The organism is Fodinibius roseus (assembly GCF_900129315.1).
Taxonomy (GTDB): domain Bacteria; phylum Bacteroidota; class Rhodothermia; order Balneolales; family Balneolaceae; genus Fodinibius; species Fodinibius roseus.
The window spans coordinates 89,841-112,943 of record NZ_FQUS01000003.1 but is presented as its reverse complement, the minus strand read 5'-3'; the positions used below and the strand labels follow the sequence as shown (position 1 = coordinate 112,943).

Here is a 23,103-nt window from a genome sequence, read left to right as displayed (position 1 = left end):
CTAATTAATCTGCTTTATGCCTGCTATTGTTAAAAAACTTTCATTCATATGAGCTTCTAAATAAGAATTCAGGAAATCACCAGTTTCTACTCTATCCAGACGACTTGATCCTCCTTCATACGGAATTGAATATCAAAGGTATTTGAAATCGTGGTCACCACTTCTTTCAAATCGACTTTTTCCATGTCTGCTGTCAGTTGCAGCTCTTTCAGCCTGTTACTTTCGAATGCTATCTGCACCTCATAGAGACGCTCGAGCTGACGACTGACCTGTCCCAGCGTCTCCCCGGTAAATTTCAGTCGATTTTTAAACCAGCTTACATAGTTTTCGGCATTTGCGTTTTCAATCGTAATCTGATTGTCGGAGAGCCTCAATACTCCAACGTTGTTACGATTCAGATGAGCACTGGCCGCATTTTCCGTATCTCCGCTTTTAAGGGCCACTTTCCCTTCAAGTACCGCAACCTGAACCTGCCTGGCAGCTGAATCAGCCCTGACATTGAATCTGGTCCCAAGCACCTCGACCACAGAACCTGTCGTTCTTACCCAAAAAGGCTGTTTCTCATTACTTTCGACTTCAAAATAGGCTTCCCCCTGTAGCTTCACTTCCCGTTTACTTGCTTTGAATTTCTCCGGTACAATCAGTTTAGCTCCTTCATTCAGTCTTATCCGGCTGCCGTCGGACAGTGTCAACACTTTCTGTTGGTCCGACTCGGTTACATATGTTGTATAAACCGGCTCTGGATTTTCATCACTGACTGTTGACGTAATGCCACTCCAGTAAACCAGGGAGGAAAATGTCGCTACCAATAACAGAATGGAGGCAACGCGGATGCCTACCAAGCGGCTATTCTGATACCTCTTTTTCTTATTCAGCTGGATACGATTGAATAGCTTTTCGGTTTCCACTCCCGGGTATAATGACAGCTGTTCTTCTTTCGTTAACTGCTCATCCGACTGATCCATATCCTGTTCCAGGAATGCTTGTCCCTCTTCTGTTTGAAACCAACCCAGCACCTTGTCCACCTCCTCTTCTGTGCATTCGTCCCGGAAGTATCTATTTAACAGTTTGCGGTCCATCAATAATCAAATCCTTGCGATTTTTACCTTCTTTGATAGTACTACAGTTGCCAATTGCAAAAGTATTACGCTAAATCAGTTTTTTCTGAAAAATTTTTGGAGATATTGAAAACGAATACTATCTAACCAAAGCGTCTTTGAATACTGGGATTTAAATATTGCTAATTTGATCATTCAAATACATTTTATATCTGACTTTTTAATTGTTAATTACATTGTAAACTGGACGTAATAATTATGTAACTTTTCCCAATTTCAGGAATTTTTATATGAGGCTAATCTATCAATGTCACACACCCTATATAGCAAAAATGAAATATATAATAGTACTCTTTGCGATTGTATTTTCATTTGCAAACCAGGTAAGCATGGCACAAAATAATCCCGAACGAGCTATTCTTTTTATCATCGATGGATTGCATGTCGAAGCTCCTATAAAATTAGAAATGCCTAATTTTTCAAAACTTTCAAAACAGGGCTCCCTGATAGAAAGAACGTACGGCATTATGCCGTATCATCCAACCCACGGGGAATATGCAGAGGTTCATACCTCTTCGTATCCTAATCCTGTGATGATGACAGGCACTATTTTCTTAGAACCGAATCAAAGAATGCTCCAGCACAGTTTTGATAATAGTGCTTTCGTTGCTAATACATCATCTTACCAGTCTATTACCGAAGGGTATCAATTTGTTGTACAAAAAGATGGTCCGGATAAATTTTCGGTTGATAAGGCTATTAGAATATTAGACGGCGAAGACTTGGACTTTATTCGAGTGCATCTGCAAGCAGCTGGTGGAGCGGGATATCAATCATATACCGCTGATGATGATAAACCCTATAAATATAACATCTGGGATGAAGAATCGCCCTATACTGATGCAGTAAGAGAGGCAGACAAACAGCTGGGAAGGTTCATTTCAGAGTTGAAAAAAATAGGGAAATGGGAAGGTACCTTATTAGTGGTCACATCTGACCATGGTCAAACAAAGACAGGTTGGCATCCAATTTTACCTGAAGAGAGTTGGCAATTTCCTACGATATTCTATGGGCCAAATGTTAAGGAAGGTTCCACTTTAGAATGGGGTGACCAAATCGATATTATACCTACGATTGCTCATTTGATGGATGTTCAAATTCCTAATGCGGATGGCGGAACAGGCAGAATATTATATAATTTGATTACAGGGGAAAGTAATAATTCTCCGTCTTCTTCCCGTTTGCTTAAGTTTAATAGAATTCTTGCAAGATACTTTACGATACGAGCTAAAATGTTGACGAATTCTTCGAAACATCCTTATTTAAATAGTAGTGTTATGTTGTATGAGAGAGAATTTTATGGGCTAAATCGTATAATGGATTGGAACAATCTAAAATCAATCGATTCCCTTAACAACCATAACGAACAGATTGTGGATAAAATGAAAAAAGAACTGAACAATGCGATTCACCAGGAATAATTTTTGGTGCTTGAAGAAGAAATATATTTTGGGTCCCAAGAGTTTGTCAAATTTAATGTCCCTTAATTAGTATCTATAAGGAGCTATAAAGATACTATTCAATATTATGGTCATTGGGGGTGTGGTCAAGCTTCTGATCGATAAATTGATAGGCCTCCAATCTGACCTCTGTAGGAAAATCATGTCCCGCCTCAGGATAGCGAACCTGCAGGTTATCTTCCGCATCTAAAAAGCGGTAAACTTCCACCGAGGCCTTAATTCCTTTTTTAACACCTTCTACGTCAAAATTACCGTCATTGACCGGGGAATTAGAGAAAAAAGGGCGGGGAGCAAGGGCCGCAATAATTTCGTGAAAATCAAAGGGTATCTTATCTCCATCCAGTCCATATTTATCACGGAACAGGGGCATGTACCGATCTTGGGCAAAAGGTCCCAAGCGTCCTCCATACTCTTCATGGGCGACCTGTCCAATGTCATAATAATCCATTTGTGTCCACCCACAACTTGAAACCACAACCTTTAGCCGCGGGTCAAAAGCAGCGGCAAACATAGCGTTGTGTCCCCCCAGTGAGTGTCCCAACACACCTATTCTCTCCGGATCAACATCCCCTCTGGCCAACAGCACATCAACGCTGCGCATATGGTTAAAGATCCCCTTCATGGTGCCAGACTTGTACCGATCACTGCTAAAATCATAATCCCGTAATTCTCCCATACTCGGGTAATCAGGTGCGATAACAATATATCCTCTCTCGGCCAGTTCTTTCGCCTGGGCCCGATTTGCTCGTGGGCTTTCGCCATCAACCAGTCTTTTTCCGCCATCACCTGTCCCATGCAACACAAGCATGGCGGGGTGTTTTCCTGATGTACTTTTCCGAAAAGGAAGATACATGTAGGCTGGTACGATTTCCCCTTCCGCAGCGGTAAAACGTATGGTCAACCTATAATAACGGTCTGTTTCCAGGGTATCCGACACCTGGATATTCAAGGAAGACAGCCCGGTTCGCGGGGGCAATTCACCCATCACGTCTTCCATTCCCTGCAAAATTTGCCAGCGTTCTTGCTCCCACTGAGCCATATTGGTGATGCGCTGTTCCTCACCGCTGGCATCACGAAACTGAAAAGAGTCCGTTGATTCAGAGGATTTTGTACAACTGACTATGCAAAATACAATTAGCGGCACCAGGAATAATATTGCTTTACGATGATATCGATACATATGTCGTTAGTTAGGGATTTATGAGGAGGCAGCCATAGTGATTAATTTAGATCGTACAGTAAGAACGAGTAGACACAGCAAAGATCTGTCTTAACTTCTATTCGATTTAAACCAAATACTGGTCAAAAAGCTGGTATGCCTGCATACGCTCCTTCTTTGGAAAAGCATGCTCGGCGTCGGGATGCGCTATCTGCAACCGTTCGGGAACATCATAGAGTTCATAAATTTGCATAGCCGATTCAACGATAGTCGCCGCGCTCTTCCATTTAAAATTACTATCCTGAAGGGGAGCATTAACAAAACAAACACGTGGTGCCAATGCTGCAATCATCTCATGAAAATCAAAAGGTATTTCCTCAAGCGCATAATTTTCTATTTTCGGCATATATCGTTCTTGTGACCAGCCGCTAATATCCCCGTCCATATAATCAACAAATGAATCGAAACCACAACTTGAAACGACAACCTTGATCCGTTCATCAAATACGGCAGTAAAAATAGAGTTGTGTCCACCAAGCGAATGCCCGATTGAGCCATATTCTCCACTGCGTACAAACGGGAGCTGATCCAAAAGATCAAGTGCACAAACATTATTCCAGATAGCTTTCATAGTCCCACTTTGATAACCAAGTTCATCAAGATGGGGATTATATACCCCGAGAATGGGGTAAGATGGCACAAGCGTCACATATCCCTGCTGAACCAATTCCCGGGGCCAGTCTCTATAGTCGTCCCAAACGGGAAACTTCTTCATCTCGATAGCATCCTCTCCAAATGTTACCTGACTTTGACCGGTACCGAGAGGGCTGAGAAGTGCTGGAAATCGGGTATCAGAATGAAGCGCCTCTTTCGGTATAAGAAGGTAGGCGGGAACCCGTTCCCCTGCATCAGACGAATAAGAGATGTAGCGTATGATATACGAGCCTTCATCAACTTCCCAATTAATACTGGGATCCAGGGGGACACGCTGCTTCTCTCCAGGGAATGGTCCCATCACTGTTTGCATGGCGCTCAAGATACTCTCTTTGCGCTGAAGCCAATCGCTTACAGCCTGAACAGGACGGATTTCTCCTTTTTCATCACGATAAATCAAAAGATTTTCACGATCCAGCCTTGTTCCCTCCTGTCCATTTCCAGTGGTAGCGTAGCGCATACAAGCAGGGGCAACTCCAGTAGCACACAGACTCAGTACAGTTGCATACCTCAAAAACCGTTTACGACTAATCCCGTTATCCTTTACCTCCTGTTTATTTGATCCAAAGACATTATTTGTTGTTTCTCTCATTCCATATTTCATTTAGCATTCCAACAAGACATACTATGATTATTGGTCATATTTTTAAAAAAATTGTCTATAGAACCTATGTCTAACTGAAAATTAGTTCTGATATAACTCATACAAAGTCATCACCGACTTTTAAATCCCCGAAAACTGATTTCATCACTATATGAGTAAAAGCTCTATCTATGGCTAATTTGCCAGTCCTGTCTGATAGCCAGGTTCTGGGATCTCTTCAATCGGAGGCTCATTATTTTGAGCACCAGCGTAGCCGCGATTTTGATTGACGGTACCAAAAACATTTGAATTGATGATTCCATCGTCTATTGGCCACTGAAAATGGCGGGGTTCAATTTTGGGTGACTCCCCAAGGACAACAGGTGCGGGACTGATGTGATATAGATTATTAAGATTATAAACCCTATCGTAAAACCAGTTGTTTTCATGTAAATTATCCGGACTATATCCATTTATGCCTTGAGCAGCCATAATATGGGATACTCTGTTTAATTCGTTTTGCCTTGGTTCTTCGGCATACAGCTCTCGAGCCCGTTCATCAAATATATAGTCAATGTCCACATCACCGGCTGAAATTAGTGGAGCATTTGCACGTTCCCTTATCATATTAATATCATCAGCAGCTGCCTGTAGATTACCCTTCCAGTAGTATGCTTCAGCCCTTAAAAGATACGTTTCAGCCAAACGATAAATATACCAGTCAGCATGTCCCCCATTGGGCAGCGAAGCTGGATTTTGCTCTGGTGAATAAACTTTGTAGAAAGGCCATGCAAAGAGCGTATAAACGCTATCTGATGGATTTGCCATCCATTCTCCTTTCATAGGGTCGCCAAAATCAGGGGAATCCGGATTGTTTATTGTTATCTCGTGCTTATCAATCCAGTTGATATCAGCCCGACGCAGATCGGGGGTATTACTCCAATGGTAACCATCCTCTTCCCAGATATCATACATATGCCAATCACTTGCTGCATGGTCAGGATTCCCATTTCCCAAGGTATCATGCATTGCTCCTCCCCGTACAAACGCTACATTACCCTCACTATCCCTATTATTAGAATGCCACCAGGAAGCGGTGTATATCCGCATGGAATAGCTACCTGCAGTTCGTGCCTCCTCTGGTGCTTCAAATCTGTCAACGGTAGCGAGAATGGTTTCGTTATTTGCCGAAATATTTTTGTTGTAGGGGCGGTGAAGATCCCATAGTAAATTTCGTTTTGGATCATCAGCATCTTCCCCGAACCGCTCGGTCATCAAGGAATATGGCCCATTAATAACCCTGGTTGCTGCTTCAATGGCTAAATCCCACTCCATGTTGGCAAGATAAATTTTTGTCAAAAGGTGATTTCCAGCTCCCAGCGTTATTTTATGTGGACCTTTCGCTTCAGAAAGATATTCTATTGCGAACTCCATATCTGCCTGAATACGGTCAAGTATGGCCCAACGGCTATGGGTATTATAATCAAGAGTTGCCCCACGCACTTCTTCAGAAACAAAGGGCAAATCACCATAATTGTGAACCATCCGATAATACCAATACGACCGATGCCATAAGGCCTCAGCTAAAGCTTTGTTTCTACTTTGTTCATCTTCCCATTCAATATCATCAATTCTTGTTATTACGGTATTTGCATCCTTTACATAATTAAACATATTGTTTAGCTGGTTCACAAATTGCTGATACCGATCGGTACTGGGAGTCAAGTTGGTATAATCCATCTGTAAAAGTGGAGACCCCGTTTCCGAAGCATGAAATTGATGGGATATATTATCTTTCTGTCCAGCATGTTCGCTTAGCAAATTTTTCTTCATTGTAACCAGCGTAGCTTCAAGTCCTGATCTATCCAGAAATACATTTTCAGGTGCAAAAAATGATTTAGGTTCTGGTTGGAGGAAATTCTCTGAACATGAGCCCATAAAAATCAACAAGACTGAGAATATCAACACGTTTGTTATTAGTCGTTTCATAATCAGGGTATTTTATTGTATTGCATTTCTTTCAATTTATTTAGGCGCAAGTACTATATGGATAGACTCAATCCAATCGTAAAGGTCCTTGGCATTGGATCATGTGCTGATTCCGGATCCCATCCAGGCCAGTTGTCAAAACTGTATAAATTTCGTGCAGAACCGAACACTCGTACACTTTGCATTAATATCCTCTGAGCTAGTTCTGAAGGCAAATTATAAGAAACTGATAAGTTCTGAATCCTAACGAAAGATGCAGGCTTATAAAGCATTATCCCTCCCCCAAACGGCTGCGTTGACTTTGATAGGACAGGCCATTCATTCGAGCGATTTTCAGGTGTCCAGTAAGGATAATTGGGCGTGCTTCTGCGATCAAAAGTAGACCATCCTGATAACGCCTGAGGAAATGGAAGAATATGACCAAGATCAGCGCGCACAAACAAAGACGCAGAAAAATTTTGCCAAAAATCCACTTCATTTCGCAGGCCTATTCGAAATCGAGGTTCGGTATGGCCAATAAATCTTTTATCCTCTAATGCTTCATAGGTCCCACTATCGTCCAAATCACGGGCTTTAATGTCTCCGGCCCTTAAGTTGTATTCAGATGCCTGTTCCACCTCCTCTTCTTGCCACATGCCAAGGACATCATAATCCCAAACCGCGTGAATAGAACGGCCGGGGAACCATTCATTTTCAAAATCCGGTACTTCCCCTTCATATTGTTGTCCGGCCAACGTATATGTTCCTGTCTGGCCATAAAGTGATTTAATATTGTTGCGATTTAGAGAAAAATTAAGAGAAGATCTCCAGTTAACATTCGATGAGGTAATATTTCTCGTTCGTATGGTTGCCTCAAATCCCTTATTACCAAGTTCGCCAAGATTGGTTGTTACATTATCAAATCCAGTTATAGATGGCAAAGAGCGATTAACCAACAGACTTGTAGTCGTCATGTCATAATAATCCAGCGTCAGGTTAATGCGATTATCTAACATGCCAACATCCATACCGAAATTAATGGACTCCGTTTCCTCCCAGGCTAAACTTGGATTTGCCAGGGAAGAAGTTGAGACCCCCATTTCAACTTCGGATCCATTATAAAATTGGTTGGCACTTAATTGGGCAAGAGAGGAATAAGCCCCAATAGCCCGATTACCATTTCTACCCCAGGAAACCCTTAATTTTAACTGATTGATAAGATCAACATCAAAAAACGATTCATCCGAAAGATTCCAAGCCAGAGCAACAGCCGGAAAAATCGCTCTCGGATTCTCTTGACCAAAAGCAGAATAACCATCTCTTCGAACCGAGGCTGTAAGCAGGTATTTATCTAACAGCGTATAGTTCAATCGGGCCATCATACCATCTCCGGTCACCTTGGTATCCTGGGACGAAAGGGATGGATTAATTCCAAATTGAATCCCGGAATATCCAAGGTTTGTTGTAGGGCGGAAGGTATTATTGGAAGTGCTTGTCTGCCATGTCTTACCTTCCTCAACGGTGTAAAGTAATGTTAGATCAACATCATGGATACCAAAAGTCTGCTCCCATGTCAACAGATTGTCAAGCATCCATTCAAATTCATGAAAATCCAGTCGGGTTGCCCGTCCGTCTTCATAAGATCTTCCGCCAATAATAGTTTCAGGTGACCAAAAATTATAATCTCTAATTGTTTGAATCCGAGGCTGAAATGAGATCTTATGAGTAATATTATACGGTAGAAAAAACTCAGCGAAAATGGAACTAAACGCACTGTTAATTATTCTGTTTCTCTCTTGGCCCAGCGTATTAATGAGTGGATTTTGTGCATTCTCAGACCCCCCCGGGAACCATTCCAGATCACCTTCCTCATCATAAATTTTTCCATACGGGGTAACCAGAAGCATTTGACCTAAACTGGCTTCTGTTACACTTTCATCCCGATTAGCATACTGCGCGTTTATCCCCGCACTTAACCAATCAGTAACTTGGAAATCCAGATTCAATCTGGTCTGAATAGTTTCAAATTTATCACCTTGTATGATGCCTTCATTATCAATTTGATTAATAGACCAATAATATCTGGCATTTTCTGTTCCTCCAGCAATGCTCAGATCATTATCAAACCGTAATCCCGGTGGCATGACTTCATTAAACCAATCTGTAGTTCTTCCGGACTGGTAATTTTCAATTTCACCACCATAAAAATTAAGACGATTTAACCATTCAACCGTATCATCTGAATTTGGAGAACCCACTGTTGATCTCCAATCTTCGAGGGTAATACCATCTGGCAATTCATTAGGATTCATAAAGTGATATTCAGGAAAATCAGTCGGAACAGTCCGATAATAATCTGTTCTGAAATCTATATAATCCTGGGGTCCCCTTGGCCCATAATTCCGGCTGGCTACCTCTGTGCGCCCTACCTTGGAAGTGAATTCGATGGTAGGCTTTCCGATATCACCTTTGGTCGTAGTTATCAGTATTACCCCCGAGGCAGCTCTTGCACCATATACCGCGGCAGAACTTGCATCTTTTAATACATCGATTGTTTCAATATCATTTGGGTTAATATCTCTGATACTGCCATTGTAAACTACTCCATCCAGGACTATCATCGGCTCAGTACCGGCAGATAAAGATGTAGGTCCACGAATTTCCAACGAACTCCCACCGGCTGCTGATGTTCCCTGATTCGCATTAAAACCAGCGATAGTTCCCGCCAGCATATCAGTAACATTTGTCACGCTTTGGTTTTGAAAGTCTTCGCCTTCAATTCGATCAACAGATCCGGTGAGATCTCGTCTTTCCTGAGTCCCATACCCCACTACGATTACTTCATCTAATCGGCCGAAATCCTGCTCCATAGCAACATCAATAATACTCTGTTCTCCCACCGTTATTTTCTGGGTTTTATAACCTATGAAAGAAAAAACAAGAACAGATTCAGGTCCCGGTACTTCGAGGCTATATTCACCCGCTGCATTAGTAGAAGTTCCGGTAGTTGTTCCCTCAACAGAAATATTAACCCCTGGTAGTGGTTCCCCGGACTGTGCATCAGTAACTGTCCCATTTATCTCCTCCTGAATCCTTCCTATTTGCTGCACATTCTGTTCTTTAATTACAACTACTTTTCTATTATCAGATAACGTTATGTATAGACCGGTCCCTTCGAGGACAGCCTTCAGTACGGTATAGACTGACTGACTTTTACCCTGATACGTAATCGATTTATGAGGTATTATGTTGGCATCATATGAAAAACCTGCATTCACTTCTTGAGCCAGTTCGTTCAATATCTCCGACAAAGGCTTATTGTTAAAATTAACTGAAATAAGTTGCTGTTGTTCATCGACGGGTTTATTTAATGATAAGGCCGTCGCTCCGATCAAATTAGCCTGGCCGGCATAGGCTGTCTGTCCCATTATGATTAACCCAGCAAACAACAAGAGAAGTGCTCTTCGGACCGCCTCTATTTTTCTTATATCAACATTTTCGTATTCGCCACTTATAATCATAACCCTTTCAATTGATTTGTTGTATAATGTTTAAATAATACCTGTTTTTTTATCCCAAATATTACAGAGAACGGTTCTACTCAATAGAGGCGTTCGTATTGGCAATTCACCTGTCCCTACGGTAACCCTGAAAATTTCAGTCGATTTTCAAACCAGCTTGCATAGTTTTCGGCATTTGCTTTTTTAAAAGTAATCTGGCTGTCGGAGAGCCTCAATACACCTACGTTGTTACGATTCAGATGAGCACTGGCCGCATTTCCGTATCTCCGCTTTTTAGGGCCACTTTCCTTCAAGTGCCGCAACCTGTGGTCCATCAATAATCAAATCCTTGCGATTTATGCCGTCTTTGATAGTACTACAGATGCCAATCGCAAAAGTATTACGCTAAATCCGTTTTTTCTGAAAGAAGGTGAAATAAGGAAGGCAACTTTTTCCTTGTTGCGAGAAATACCGTACAGGATGGACCAGACAAACTGTGATGAAAGAGTATCCTTGTTTTCAAGGATGTAAACATGTGGCCTTGAAAAGTCAGTGCCCCGGGTGGCGGACGCAAGGCGGAGGAATAAGAAAAATATTTGTCTGAGCCCGACGCTGTCGGGTGAGTTTATATTTTTCTCCGGAGCCGGCGCGACTGCCGGGCGCTGAGTTTTCTCAGTCTTGACCTTTTACGCACCTTTTGGGTCAAGCCAAAAAGGTGCAAAGAATTTGGTCGTTCCAACAATAGAACCTATAATAGTAGTATAAAGGAGACTCAAAAAATCCCTTCAACTCCCCGTCTCTCTGTTCATATTCCTGCGCACATACTCTTTGATAAAGGTAGATGCCTTATAATACTGCGATTTGACGGTGTGTACGGAGATCTCCATATACGCTGCTACTTCCCTGTTGGTTAGTCCCTCTTCCGTGCGCAGCTCAAAAACTTGACGTCTCTTTTCAGGAAGATGTTCAACAGCTGACTGATAAAGTCCCCTGTATTCGGAAAGCTCAATAACATTAGCGGCTTCCAACCGGCTGGCCTTCTTCTCGTATGAATGGTTAATGTGCTTCTTCAGCCTTCGCTTGTCTTTGTCAATCACATTCAGCACGTGATTTTTGATGGCGGTAAATAAAAACCCTCTCAGTGATCCGGATACTCTTAGTTTTTTTCGGTCATTCCACAAGCTGACAAACACTTCGTGGACGGCATCTTCGGCCAGTGACTTGCTGCGCAGGTATTTGAATGCCAGTCTGAATAACCGCTTGTGATATTTCAGATAGATGGTTCGGAAAGACGTTTCATCTCCTCTCTTAAGCTTTTGCAGAAGTACCTTGTCCCCATTATCACCTGAGCCCATAGTTCTGTTTATTTATGTATCATTTTGCCCGAAAAATTTAAATCTATTTCCAGGGCTCTTCCCATCCGAAAGCATTTCCAATAAACTCACCCTGAAAAATCACACCTCCACTTGTAAATACGTTAGCCCTTTCCCGGAGTATGTTGTTTTATAATTGCAAATTTCATAATTAAATCCAAAAACATAATGCAGCGAATCCAAATAAAACATTCCATAACCCCTCAGAAAAGCCGACCGGTAATAATAGGTAACAGTTGCCTCAAAGCGTCGCACAGAGCAGATATAGAGTACCCAAGAGAAGCTTGTCGTGGTTCGGGTGTCTGCATACACTATCGTCCATATGATGGGAACGACGATATACAATTGTATTCAAAGATCGGAATTTAACCACGCCCTGGATCATTCACCCCGGACTACCCGGGAAGGTTCAACGCAGCAGATGTGACGATTACATACCTGGGAATGCCGGTTCAGGAATACGGTCCGATTTTATAACCCGATCATTCCAAATGAAATGTACGCGGCTAATCGTCTGATTCCCGCTCATTCTACAATCTCTTTCACTCTACCATCTCCGCAGCCCAGTCAACCATGTCCTCTTTCATTTCCGGGGAAAGCCTGTTGTAATCCTCCGGCTTTTCGAGGCGGAGCGCGTCCCCGGCCCCATATAACTGGTAGACCTCGGCAGCTTCATCCACCGCCATGGTGACATCCTCCGATGAATTGTACTGGTCCCACGTCGGAGCCGTAACCAACACCGGCCGGGGGGCAATGGAGGCAAGGATTTCGTGGTAGTCATAGGGAATCCGGTCTTCATGCCCGACAAAAAAGCCCAGCCGGGGGAGCAGCCCGTGCAAATGCGAATAGCGGTATATCCCCTCGGCGGTTTTGCCGGGGCGATCGGTACGCATGGGCGAAAAGCCCGCGACAGAAATGACGCCGGCAATGCGAGCGTCCAGGGCCGCACTGTACAGGCTAACGGTGCCTCCCAGCGCATAGCCGCCGACAAAGAGGTTATCATGGTCCAGATAATTCACGGAGGCCAACTCATCGATAGCCCAACGGACATCAGCGACCATGCGTCCCATTTTGGACCAGCGGGGAAATCGCTCATAGAACAGCCGCCCCTCTTCTATGCGGGTTCCGAAACCGATCTGGTCGAACACATAAACGGCAAATCCCCGGTCCGTAAACCGGTCGATGATATCCCCCGTCCGGAGAAAACCCGTCGAATAGGTATACTCGTGAAGATATACCACCACCGGCAGGTCATCGTCCACCGGCTGCCCCTCCCCGTCGGCGGGATAATACAACCGCCCGAAAGAGATAGGACGGCTTCCCACGGATTCATCCACCCTGGGCAGCCCGAGAACATCCCGCTTGTAATTACGCTGCGGGCCCGGACTCAGGGAAGGCGGCTCTTTGCCCAGGCCCCAGCTGATACGGGACCGGATCTCTTCTCTTTTTTTCTCCCAATCTTCGGTTTTATCGATCTTCTGCCCGTCAGGGTCTTCCAGCATGTCATCTATTCCTTTGGAGGGATAATCAAGAGGATCGATCATCTCCCCGGACAGGCCCAGCCACTTTGAAAAGGTATAATCGTAATACAGTTTATTCTGTGGTTCCGTATCCCCTCTCTCAAAAACATAATCGAAGAAGTCCAGGTACCGCTCCATATCCCGGGCGGCCGGGGAATGAAATCCATCTCTCAGATCAATGGCTATGTTCTCTTCAGCGCCCAAAAATTCATACACCGACTTGGCCGACCGGTAAGCCTGTTCGATGCCCCAGGGATCTGCGGCGTGCTCGTTAATCGAAGAAGTCAACATGAGTCCCCGGGGAGCAACCAGGGCCATGAGCGAGTTTTGATCGACGGGCAATTTGTGTTCCCGCCCCACAAAGAAGCGAAGCCTCGGGTGCAGCCAGTGGGGTTGCACCCGGGTAAGCAGTTCAATGGATTCATTGTTATATTTAGCCGACGTATAGCGAAAAGGATGCTCGCCCCCGGTGCCCCCGCTGATCGGTACCACGGCCTTGATGCGCTTATCATAAGCGGCGGCCCAAAGAGCGGACTTGCCGTTGCGCGACAGCCCCGTGAGTGCTATCTGTTCGCGGTTTACCTGCGGAAGCGTATGCAGGTAATCGATCGTCCGGGACGCAGACCAGGCCCAGCGCATGAGCGTGGTAAAATCATAGTCCGGCCACCAGATATCGGCATATGCTTCGCTGTCATCTTCAAGTCCGTATTTGGGATCCGTGGCAGCAAATCTGACGCCGATATACCCCCGACGGACGGCCGCCTGTACCCAGTCGTAGCGGTCCTCTTTCCAGGGACACATAAATACCGGAAAGGGTCCCTCTCCGGGCGGGATCAGCAAGGTAATACGAAGTTGCGCCTTGTGGTCCGGTCCGAACCTGAGGAGAACATCCTGCTCGGTCAGTTCCCCCATTTGACGTTCCTCAAGAAGCTCCGCCTTCAGGTTGCCGGGCGGCGGCGGGACGGTCCCGGTAATCCAGTGCTGGGCTTTTTCTTTGATCCATTGACGTTTTTTCCGCCACTGACTGATCGTCTCCACCGGGATGTGCTCACCCCCCTCATTCAGCACCAGGGGATCGGGAAGAAACGGCAGGGAGGGCATCTGTTCAAAATCCGGCGGCAGCTCCCCGGTTCGCTCCACCCAGGCTGACCAGGTAGAATCTACCGGGGTCGGCGGCAAAGCATCCGATCTTCTCTGATACCGGTCCGGCGGCAACACCTCCAGCAGCTGTTCCAGATATTGTTGCCGGTCTTCTTCTCCCCTCTGTGCATGAGCACTTGAATGGGAGATATGAATAAAACCAACACACACTGACATCAAAAGGAATAACACATTAGCAATATCCTTGCCCATAGTTCCTGAATAATTTTAAATATATAGTATTTGTTTGCGGCTGGAACCGTTAAAAAACAAGTATAGAACAATGACCTGAATTATTAAAATAATAAATATAGGTTATGGAGGAGCGGCGACATTAATTTTTGGGATTCTTAATAACTGCTGATTTATGAGCGAAAGCACGTTCAGCACGATCGATTATATTCGCAGTATGCTTGCTATTACGGCTTTTTTTCTGATTTTTCTGATGGCAGCCCCCGTTATCCTTTTTTTTCTGGTGATAACCCTGGGAAAAGCCACCAACTATATCATGGAAACTATTGCTCCGCTGATGGTCCGGCCTGTCCTGTGGTTCAGCGGTATCCGTTTTAATATAGAACGCCATGCCGGCACCATACCGTGTCCCTCCGTATTTATTATCAATCACAGTTCCACACTGGATGTGCTGACCCTGTTGGCGCTGGGACTCCCGAGGATTCGTTTTGTCGCCAAATGGGAATTCCAGTACAATCCGCTTTTCTTTCTTTTGGGGAGATTAACGGGACAGATTTTTATCCGGCGCAACCAGTCCGAGAAAGCCATAGCACAACTGCAGGAGGCCTGTAAACGTATTAAAGAACAGCAGATTTCGGTGATGATGGCGCCTGAAGGGTCACGCAAACATCCCGGAATTATCGGTCCGTTCAAAAAGGGCCCTTTTCGGATGGCGATGGATCTGGGCTATCCTGTGGTACCTGTCTATTTTGAAGGCAGCCGCGAACTCAGCCCGGGGGGTACGCTGCTGACAAAATCAGGAATCGTAACGGCCCATATCCATGAACCGGTGGACGTTTCGAACTGGAGGCTTGATGACCTGGAAGAACATATGACGGGCATCCGCCGCAAATACCTGCAGTGGGCCAAAGCGGATAAAGAAGAATAGCTTGCCACTGCACAAAAAAATAGTTAAAAATATGTGTCGGTGTCCTGAGCATTACTCAACCTGTAAAATTCATTAAAGTGTAATCCCCATGAGTTCCCATAAAAAAAGCCAGAGTGACCTTTTTTCCTCGAAACTGGGACTAATCCTGAGCGTGCTGGGCATTGCTGTGGGGACCGGCAACATATGGCGCTTCCCGCGCATCGCCGCACAGAACGGGGGAGAAGAGGGAGCCGGGGCTTTTCTTATTGCCTGGATCTGCTGCCTGTTTCTGTTTTCCATCCCCCTGATTATCGCCGAGTACGGCATCGGACGGCACGGTCGGAAAGGAGTCATTGGCTCCTTCATTAAGCTGGTGGGAAAAGAATATGGCTGGATGGGGGCGTTCATCGGCTTTGTCGCTACCGCCATCATGTTCTACTACAGCGTAGTAGCGGGATGGGCGCTCTTCTACCTCGTGGAATCGGTCACCTCCAGCCTGCCCGGGAGCATGCAGCAGGCCAACATGATCTGGGAAGGGTTTCAGGGATCGCTCTGGCCCTCGGTTTATCATGCCCTGATGATGGGACTCGGCGGCTTTGTGGTCGTGAGGGGAATTTCTTCCATCGAGCGCATCAACAAAATACTCATTCCCTCCCTGCTGCTGGTTGTTGTCATTTCACTGATTCGCGCCTCCACGCTTTCCGGGAGCGCGCAGGGTCTGCAGTACCTGTTTACTCCCGACTGGTCTACACTGACTGAACCTCGCCTGTGGCTTGAGGCCCTTACCCAAAACGCCTGGGATACCGGGGCCGCGTGGGGACTCATTCTCACCTATGGAGCCTATATGCGCAGCCGGGACGACATCACCGTCAGCGCTTTTCAGACCGGCATCGGAAATAACATCGTATCCCTGCTGGCAGCGATGACCATTTTTGCCACCGTTTTCGGCACGCTGGGCAGCAGCATGGGCAACAGCGAAATTCTGGAGATCATGAAAACTTCCGGTCCCGCTTCGACGGGACTTACGTTTATATGGATGCCCCAGCTCTTCAACGAGATGGCAGGAGGACCCGTTTTTGCCATTCTCTTCTTTTTGGGCCTAACTTTTGCCGCCTTCAGCTCCCTGATATCGATGATTGAACTGGCAAGCCGCGTGTTTGTGGATATGGGTTTTTCCCGCAAAAAATCCACTTTTTTTATCTGCCTGTCCGGCTTCCTGCTTGGTATTCCTTCAGCCATGTCGCTTGACATCCTGGCCAACCAGGATTTTGTGTGGTCGGTGGGCCTGATGGTCTCCGGAGCCTTTATGTCCTTCGCGATCATCCGTTTCGGACCGGCCCGCTTTCGATCTGAAATTGTAAACAATGGAGAACAACAATATACTCTCGGGAGATGGTGGGAAATAATCATCCGGTATGTAGTGCCGGTGGAAGTCATTTCACTGCTCATCTGGTGGATCTACCTGAGCATTACAACTTACGCTCCCGACAGCTGGTATAACCCGCTCAGCGCCTTCTCGGTAGCTACCATCGCCATGCAGTGGGGCATCGTTATGGCACTCTTCTATTTTTATAATGGCACGCTCGCCGACAAAACCACCGGCAGCCGGGAAGTCAACCCGGGTTAAACTGTTTCAAACGCTTGCCGTTAATGATAATAGCATTTGATCCCGCTCCCTTTGGACCGCTATAAAATATAGTTGAAATCCGTTTGACTCTGTTATTCTTCGAGAGGTTGCAATTCAAGTTTTCGAATATATATTTCCGAGTATTCCGACTGGATCAGAATTTTGCCCTCTTTGACACTGGGCTCGGTCCCGATATTAACCACTGTACCATTCAGTTTATAAATAAGGCTATCGGGACCGGCAATTATTTCTACCCTGTTCCATCCGCCATAATCTTTCTCCAGGTCGCCACCACCTCTGTATCCTTTTACATTTGCCCAGTCGGGATCGGCGCCATACCAGTGCACCTGTCGTATTCTCTGCGGGTCATTTCGGGTATCGCTTGCGGTTATCGGATCAGCACCCCAGTGATATTGATATCTACCGTTTTCATTTTGATGTGCGTTAACAGTCACGGTAGGACCTTCTTTGACACTACCATCCTTGTTCCAGCCCCCCATCATAATTATGTCTCCGATACGTCCTTCCCGCATCTGGTATTGTATGCCATACATAAAAGGAGCCTTGCGATCTTTGTGCCAGTTGCCCGCCTCTCCCTGGCAATGAATTTGAATGCCACTGTCTCTCGCCCGGTGTGCTCTGGTATATTTGCCGTAATGCCATTCCCAGGTAACCGGTCCCCACCGGTATTCCGCAATGAGGTGATAATTTTGATAGCTTTTTTGAGTAATCAGGCTGCCGATCTCCTCTCCGCTGATCCTGATGGCGGGAAATCCATCGATATTGCGTACTACAGAAAACACCCGGTTGGGATCTTCATACTCATGGGCGGGAATCCACGTATAAAAATTCGAGAGATCTTTTCCGTTAAATAATTGAATCGGTTCCCCGGGCGTGATCGGTTCAGGGGCCTCCTGGCTTTGAGCCGGTATAGCGCCCGCGATCAATAAAAGGAAAAACCAAACTACAGGTGTGTTTTTCATGCTAAAAAAAACTCATGCTTCAACAGTTGCATTATCGGGTAACAGCAACCACTCCTACGCATTAATCTCATGGTTAAAATATTTCCACCAAGGTTATACTAAATTTTATTTACTGATTAATCCTGACCAAAAAAGAGCATTTCGGATCGATCTGGTATGAACCAAGCTTAAGATAAAGAAACTATAATTCATACATAAATGGCTTTCGGTTTTTGATCGAAGGCAACTATAATAAAAATTATCGAACCCAAATCAGATCAACGCTTCCCTTCCGGTACAAAAGACAATACTATCGAGCGATCTGGCACCTGATTATATGTTACTCGCGTTCAGACATTTTTACAATAAAGCTGAAACAGATTATAATTACTCCCGAATTTTTGTATTATTAGGCATCCGGTAACGAAAAAAATCAGTTTATGAATACCATAGTCCAAAACGGGTGCATAGCATGCCTGCTGCTTATAGGGACCACTACCTTATGCCAGGCTCACCCTGCTTATCCCGCAGAAGATCAGGCTTTAATATCCCCGTCCCCTCCATTCTCGGAGGCTGATGCGGATACCCTGTCCCTGCCTTCGCACAGCGAGTACGAGGGGGCACTTGCTACTCTCCTTGAGGCCTGTCGCAACGAGGGGCTCGCGATAGATGACCTGCTCCGGGATGAACGATTTACGATTTATGAAGGTATTGCCGATCGTTTTCGGAAATCCGCTGAGCGGAAGTCCATAAACCTCGAAGAATACAAACAGATTCTCGGATTTGAAGAGAAAAAAAGGCGGGGGGTGGATTTCATGCGTGACCATGCCGATCAGCTGCAAAAAGCACAGGAAAAGTACGGTATTCCGAAATACGTAATTACTGCCATTATCGGTATTGAGTCGGATTTCGGGAATAACATCGGCAGCTATAATCCTTTTAACGCCTACGTCTCGATGTACGCGGTGGATTACCGGGCCGACTTTGCAAAGGCACAGCTGCTGGAGCTACTGGACTTCGCTAAACGAAAGAATATTGACCTGTTTGAGCTGAAATCCAGTTATGCCGGGGCAATGTCATTCGCGCAGTTTATTCCCTATTCCCTGAATAAATGGTTTGTCGGGGATGACATTTTTGATATGGGCAATAACATTATGTCGGTAGCCAATTATTTAGCCTATTTTCAACAGCGAACCAACAACCTGCGAACCTCCATACTGCGCTATAACCCCAGCGGGCTGTATGCCGATGCCGTGCTGGATCTTGCCAAAGAGTTTGAAACCGGAACAACGACCGTAAACGCCTCAACCACTGAGACGGATTAGGTTGGTTACGGTTATTGGTTTTTCTTCCCTGAAGTCAGGGAAGAACGAGCTTCCAATTTTTATTTTTCAGCTTTGATTTTTTCCACTTTGGCTTCTCGCTCGCTCATGAATTTACAGCTCATAACTTGTAATTCCCCGTTCGGTGATCGTGATGAGCTTTTTGAAATCCTGCATGGGATAATAGCCCTTACTGCCCGGGACAATCCATGGATATACTTTTCCGGTGCGGCCAGTTCCCAAACCGGCTCTCCCTGCTGCCGGGAAAAGGCATAAAAACCTGACTCTTTTACGTTGTCCGCAATACTCGAGACATTTCCAGACATCGTGTCAGGTTGAGGAAACAAATAAAAAAGCCCCACTCTCCCGCAAGGCGGAAAAGTGAGGCTTTATTTTATACCTGTAGGGTGTTTTAAACCCGAAGCGTGGGATCGGGGGCTATATTTACATCATACCGCCCATTCCACCCATGCCTCCGGGCATGCCACCGCCGCCCATTCCGCCGGGCATGCCACCGCCGCCGGCAGGTCCGTCATCATCATCATCACCTTTGGAAGGTTTCTCTGAGACGAGGGCTTCGGTCGTCAGCATCAATCCTGCTACAGAAGCAGCGTTTTCAAGCGCGGTGCGCGTTACTTTCGTAGGATCGATAACGCCTGCCTCGATCAGATCTTCATAGGTCTCGGTACGAGCGTTGTACCCGAAAGCATCTTTACCTTCTTTCACTTTCTGTACAACGATAGAACCTTCGGCTCCGGCATTGTTGGCAATACAACGAAGCGGAGACTCAAGGGCCCTGCGTACAATGTCGAACCCAACTTCCTGATCGGGATTTTCGCCCTTCAGGCTATCCAGCGCCCTCTGAGCACGCAGTAGTGCTACGCCACCACCAGCTACGATGCCTTCTTCTACGGCAGCGCGGGTAGCATGCAGCGCATCTTCAACACGGGCTTTCTTCTCTTTCATCTCAACTTCAGAAGCAGCACCGATGTTTAGGACAGCAACACCACCGCTGAGCTTGGCAAGGCGTTCCTGCAGCTTCTCACGATCGTAATCGGAAGTGGTAGATTCGATCTGACCTTTGATCTGGTTGACCCGGGCTTTGATATCATCATCAGAACCTTGGCCCCCGACAATCGTCGTGTCATCCTTGGTGATATTGACACGGTCGGCCGTACCCAGATAGTCAAGCGTAGCATTTTCCAGTTTATAGCCCCGCTCTTCCGAAATAACGGTACCGTTTGTCAGGATAGCAATGTCTTCCAGCATCTGCTTTCGGCGGTCACCGAATCCGGGAGCTTTGACGGCTGCGATTTTCAGCGAACCGCGCAGCTTGTTAACAACCAGTGTAGCCAGTGCTTCGCCTTCAACATCTTCAGCGATAATCAGCAACGGCTTGCCGGTTTGAATTACTTTTTCAAGGATTGGAAGCAGATCCTTCATATTGCTAATCTTCTCATCGAAGATCAGGATATGAGGCTCTTCCATTTCCGTAACCATATTTTCAGAATCGGTTACGAAATAAGGAGAAAGATAGCCGCGGTCGAACTGCATACCTTCAACTGTCTCGAGATAGGTTTCAGTCCCTTTGGCTTCTTCAACCGTAATGACACCGTCTTTACCTACCTTCTCCATCGCATCGGCAATGTTCTGGCCAATCTCTTCATCACCATTGGCCGAGATGGAGCCGACCTGCTTGATACTGTCCAGGCTGTCGCCTACCGGCTTGCTCATTGTTCGAAGCTCTTCGACAATCGCTTTAACGGCGGTGTCGATCCCTCGTTTCAATTCCATCGGATTAGCACCGGCCGTAACATTCTTCAAACCGGTTTGAATGATGGACTGAGCAAGAACAGTAGCTGTTGTTGTTCCGTCACCGGCATTGTCGCTGGTTTTGGAGGCAACCTCCTTCACCATCTGAGCACCCATGTTTTCTCGCTTGTTGGAGAGCTCGATCTCTTTGGCTACCGTGACACCGTCTTTGGTAACGGTCGGTGAACCGAAAGATTTCTCAATTACTACGTTTCGTCCACGCGGACCCAAGGTGACCTTGACAGCATTTGCAAGCTTGTCAACGCCACGCTTTAGTGCATCGCGTGCCTCCATATCATAATGAACTAATTTTGCTGACATAGTTGTCTATTAATTTTTAAGTGTTTGTAATTAGTTTGTTGTAAAAATAGATGAGATACTTAGGAAACGATTCCAAGAATATCGGCTTCACGCATTATAAGATATTCATCCCCATCCAGCGTGATTTCCGTGCCCGAATATTTCCCATAAAGCACTTTGTCGCCTTCTTTTACCGACATGTCAATCTTGGTTCCGTTTTCTACTTTGCCGGGACCTGCGGCAACAACCGTCCCTTCCTGGGGCTTTTCTTTAGCCGTATCAGGGATAATAATTCCGGAACTGGTTTTTTCTTCGGCAGGTTCTGGCTGAACCAAAACGCGATCGCTTAACGGTTTGATTTTAGATTTAGCCATAATTATGACTCCTACAATTTAAGGTTATTAGTTGAAGTTGAAATACATCGACATCAGCATAATGATGCTGTAAAAATGATTCAATATCGTACAAAGCAAATTACTTTGTTAAGATATATAGGTGAGCAAGGACCGTACCAAACTATGCGAAAAAAATGAATAAAACATCAAATAGCTATTTAAACAGATCAAAGCCCGCTTAAGGCAGTAATCATCCAATACAGCCCAAATAGATGAAAAAAGATTAGTCGAAATTTCAGGTCAAAATGCCATTTTTTTCGAATTGTGCTGTCAACTTTTCATACTCGGAGGGAGGCCAGGCTTCGGCCCGCTTGTCAAAATCAAATGCCCGGGGCAGCTGATCTTTGGGAATAATGGGCTTGAGGGCATTGCTCAATTTTTTACGCCGCTGGTTAAAGGCCGTGCGCACCACCGTTTTTAAGTGCTGATCGCTACAGCTCAGCCTGTTCTTGTCAAAAGTCAACTTCACCATGGCGCTGTCGACATTGGGCTGGGGACTAAAACAATGGCGGGAAACGGGGAATAGTATTTCCGGGCTGCTCATAAGCTGTGTTTGAACACTGAGGATGCCGTAAGCTTTGGTACGAATATCGGATACAAGTCGTTCGGCTACTTCCTTTTGCATCATCAGGATGGCATCCGAAAGAAAATATCTGTGCTCAAGCAGCGAAAATAAAATCTGACTGGTAATATAATAGGGTAAATTCCCTACCACATGCGTTCTGGATTTGCCAATGGATAGTTCTCTCCAGTCTACCTCCAATACATTGGCGTGCCGGATCTCAAGTCCCTCGAACTTCCTGTGCAAAAGTTCAATTGCCCGCTCATCAAGTTCAACAGCCAGAAGGTCATCAAAACGCTTCACCAATGCGCCGGTAAGCGCACCGGTACCAGCACCAATTTCAATAACCCTGTCACCCGCTTCGGCCGGGATGGAATCTGCAATTTTTTCTATGACATTTTCATCCGTTAGAAAATGCTGCCCTAAACTTTTTTTAGGTCTGATACTCATTGTGAAATAAATGATGGAAAATTATAAATGAAAAATCCC

The 23,103-nt window shown here is 45.5% G+C and carries 16 protein-coding genes; 4 read left to right on the top strand and 12 right to left on the bottom strand.

The window, feature by feature from the left end:
* Positions 1-86: 86 nt before the first annotated feature.
* Positions 87-1,079: a FecR family protein gene (locus BUB16_RS03555; protein ID WP_073059557.1), complete on the bottom strand. Its 993-nt coding sequence runs from the start codon at positions 1,077-1,079 to the stop codon at positions 87-89.
* 368 nt (positions 1,080-1,447) lie between these two features.
* Between BUB16_RS03555 and BUB16_RS03550 the strand changes: the two genes are divergently transcribed.
* Complete coding sequence (locus BUB16_RS03550) at positions 1,448-2,539, top strand: sulfatase-like hydrolase/transferase (RefSeq protein ID WP_170864274.1); 1,092 nt, start codon at positions 1,448-1,450, stop codon at positions 2,537-2,539.
* A 94-nt stretch (positions 2,540-2,633) separates the two neighbouring features.
* On the opposite strand, the gene BUB16_RS03545 is transcribed toward BUB16_RS03550, so the two are convergent.
* From BUB16_RS03545 to BUB16_RS03515, 6 genes are all read right to left on the bottom strand, one after another.
* Positions 2,634-3,758, bottom strand: coding sequence for an alpha/beta hydrolase (locus BUB16_RS03545; protein WP_073059551.1), 1,125 nt, complete (start codon positions 3,756-3,758; stop codon positions 2,634-2,636).
* Between the two features lie 106 nt (positions 3,759-3,864).
* A complete protein-coding gene (locus BUB16_RS03540) occupies positions 3,865-5,043 on the bottom strand; it encodes an alpha/beta hydrolase family protein (RefSeq protein WP_139240172.1) in 1,179 nt (392 codons plus the stop codon).
* Between the two features lie 186 nt (positions 5,044-5,229).
* Complete coding sequence (locus tag BUB16_RS03535) at positions 5,230-7,023, bottom strand: RagB/SusD family nutrient uptake outer membrane protein (RefSeq protein WP_073059549.1); 1,794 nt, start codon at positions 7,021-7,023, stop codon at positions 5,230-5,232.
* Positions 7,024-7,076: 53 nt separating this feature from the next.
* Positions 7,077-10,523: a SusC/RagA family TonB-linked outer membrane protein gene (locus BUB16_RS03530; RefSeq protein ID WP_211483077.1), complete on the bottom strand. Its 3,447-nt coding sequence runs from the start codon at positions 10,521-10,523 to the stop codon at positions 7,077-7,079.
* 764 nt (positions 10,524-11,287) lie between these two features.
* Complete coding sequence (locus BUB16_RS03520; RefSeq protein WP_073059544.1) at positions 11,288-11,857, bottom strand: RNA polymerase sigma factor; 570 nt, start codon at positions 11,855-11,857, stop codon at positions 11,288-11,290.
* Positions 11,858-12,417: 560 nt separating this feature from the next.
* Positions 12,418-14,748, bottom strand: coding sequence for a glucuronyl esterase domain-containing protein (locus tag BUB16_RS03515; RefSeq protein ID WP_073059542.1), 2,331 nt, complete (start codon positions 14,746-14,748; stop codon positions 12,418-12,420).
* A 154-nt stretch (positions 14,749-14,902) separates the two neighbouring features.
* Between BUB16_RS03515 and BUB16_RS03510 the strand changes: the two genes are divergently transcribed.
* Both BUB16_RS03510 and BUB16_RS03505 read left to right on the top strand, forming a co-directional pair.
* Positions 14,903-15,655 carry a lysophospholipid acyltransferase family protein gene (locus BUB16_RS03510; RefSeq protein WP_073059539.1) on the top strand — a complete coding sequence of 251 codons (753 nt, stop codon included), beginning with the start codon at positions 14,903-14,905 and terminating at the stop codon, positions 15,653-15,655.
* An 88-nt stretch (positions 15,656-15,743) separates the two neighbouring features.
* On the top strand, positions 15,744-17,261 hold the full coding sequence (locus BUB16_RS03505) for a sodium-dependent transporter (protein ID WP_073059537.1): 1,518 nt from the start codon (positions 15,744-15,746) through the stop codon (positions 17,259-17,261).
* A gap of 92 nt (positions 17,262-17,353) precedes the next feature.
* On the opposite strand, the gene BUB16_RS03500 is transcribed toward BUB16_RS03505, so the two are convergent.
* Positions 17,354-18,244 (bottom strand): 3-keto-disaccharide hydrolase, encoded by an 891-nt coding sequence (locus BUB16_RS03500; protein ID WP_084088010.1) that lies wholly within the window; start codon positions 18,242-18,244, stop codon positions 17,354-17,356.
* 419 nt (positions 18,245-18,663) lie between these two features.
* On the opposite strand from BUB16_RS03500, the gene BUB16_RS03495 reads away from it, so the two are divergent.
* Positions 18,664-19,548 (top strand): lytic murein transglycosylase, encoded by an 885-nt coding sequence (locus BUB16_RS03495; protein ID WP_084088009.1) that lies wholly within the window; start codon positions 18,664-18,666, stop codon positions 19,546-19,548.
* 59 nt (positions 19,549-19,607) lie between these two features.
* On the opposite strand, the gene BUB16_RS03490 is transcribed toward BUB16_RS03495, so the two are convergent.
* The 4 genes from BUB16_RS03490 to rsmA form a co-directional block, all read right to left on the bottom strand.
* Positions 19,608-19,871, bottom strand: a complete 264-nt coding sequence (locus BUB16_RS03490) for a hypothetical protein (protein WP_073059532.1) — start codon at positions 19,869-19,871, stop codon at positions 19,608-19,610.
* A 118-nt stretch (positions 19,872-19,989) separates the two neighbouring features.
* A complete protein-coding gene (gene groL / locus BUB16_RS03485) occupies positions 19,990-21,678 on the bottom strand; it encodes a chaperonin GroEL (RefSeq protein ID WP_073059529.1) in 1,689 nt (562 codons plus the stop codon).
* Between the two features lie 59 nt (positions 21,679-21,737).
* Positions 21,738-22,031 carry a co-chaperone GroES gene (groES, locus tag BUB16_RS03480; RefSeq protein WP_073059527.1) on the bottom strand — a complete coding sequence of 98 codons (294 nt, stop codon included), beginning with the start codon at positions 22,029-22,031 and terminating at the stop codon, positions 21,738-21,740.
* Between the two features lie 256 nt (positions 22,032-22,287).
* Complete coding sequence (gene rsmA / locus BUB16_RS03475) at positions 22,288-23,064, bottom strand: 16S rRNA (adenine(1518)-N(6)/adenine(1519)-N(6))-dimethyltransferase RsmA (RefSeq protein ID WP_073059525.1); 777 nt, start codon at positions 23,062-23,064, stop codon at positions 22,288-22,290.
* Between the last annotated feature and the right edge of the window lie 39 nt (positions 23,065-23,103).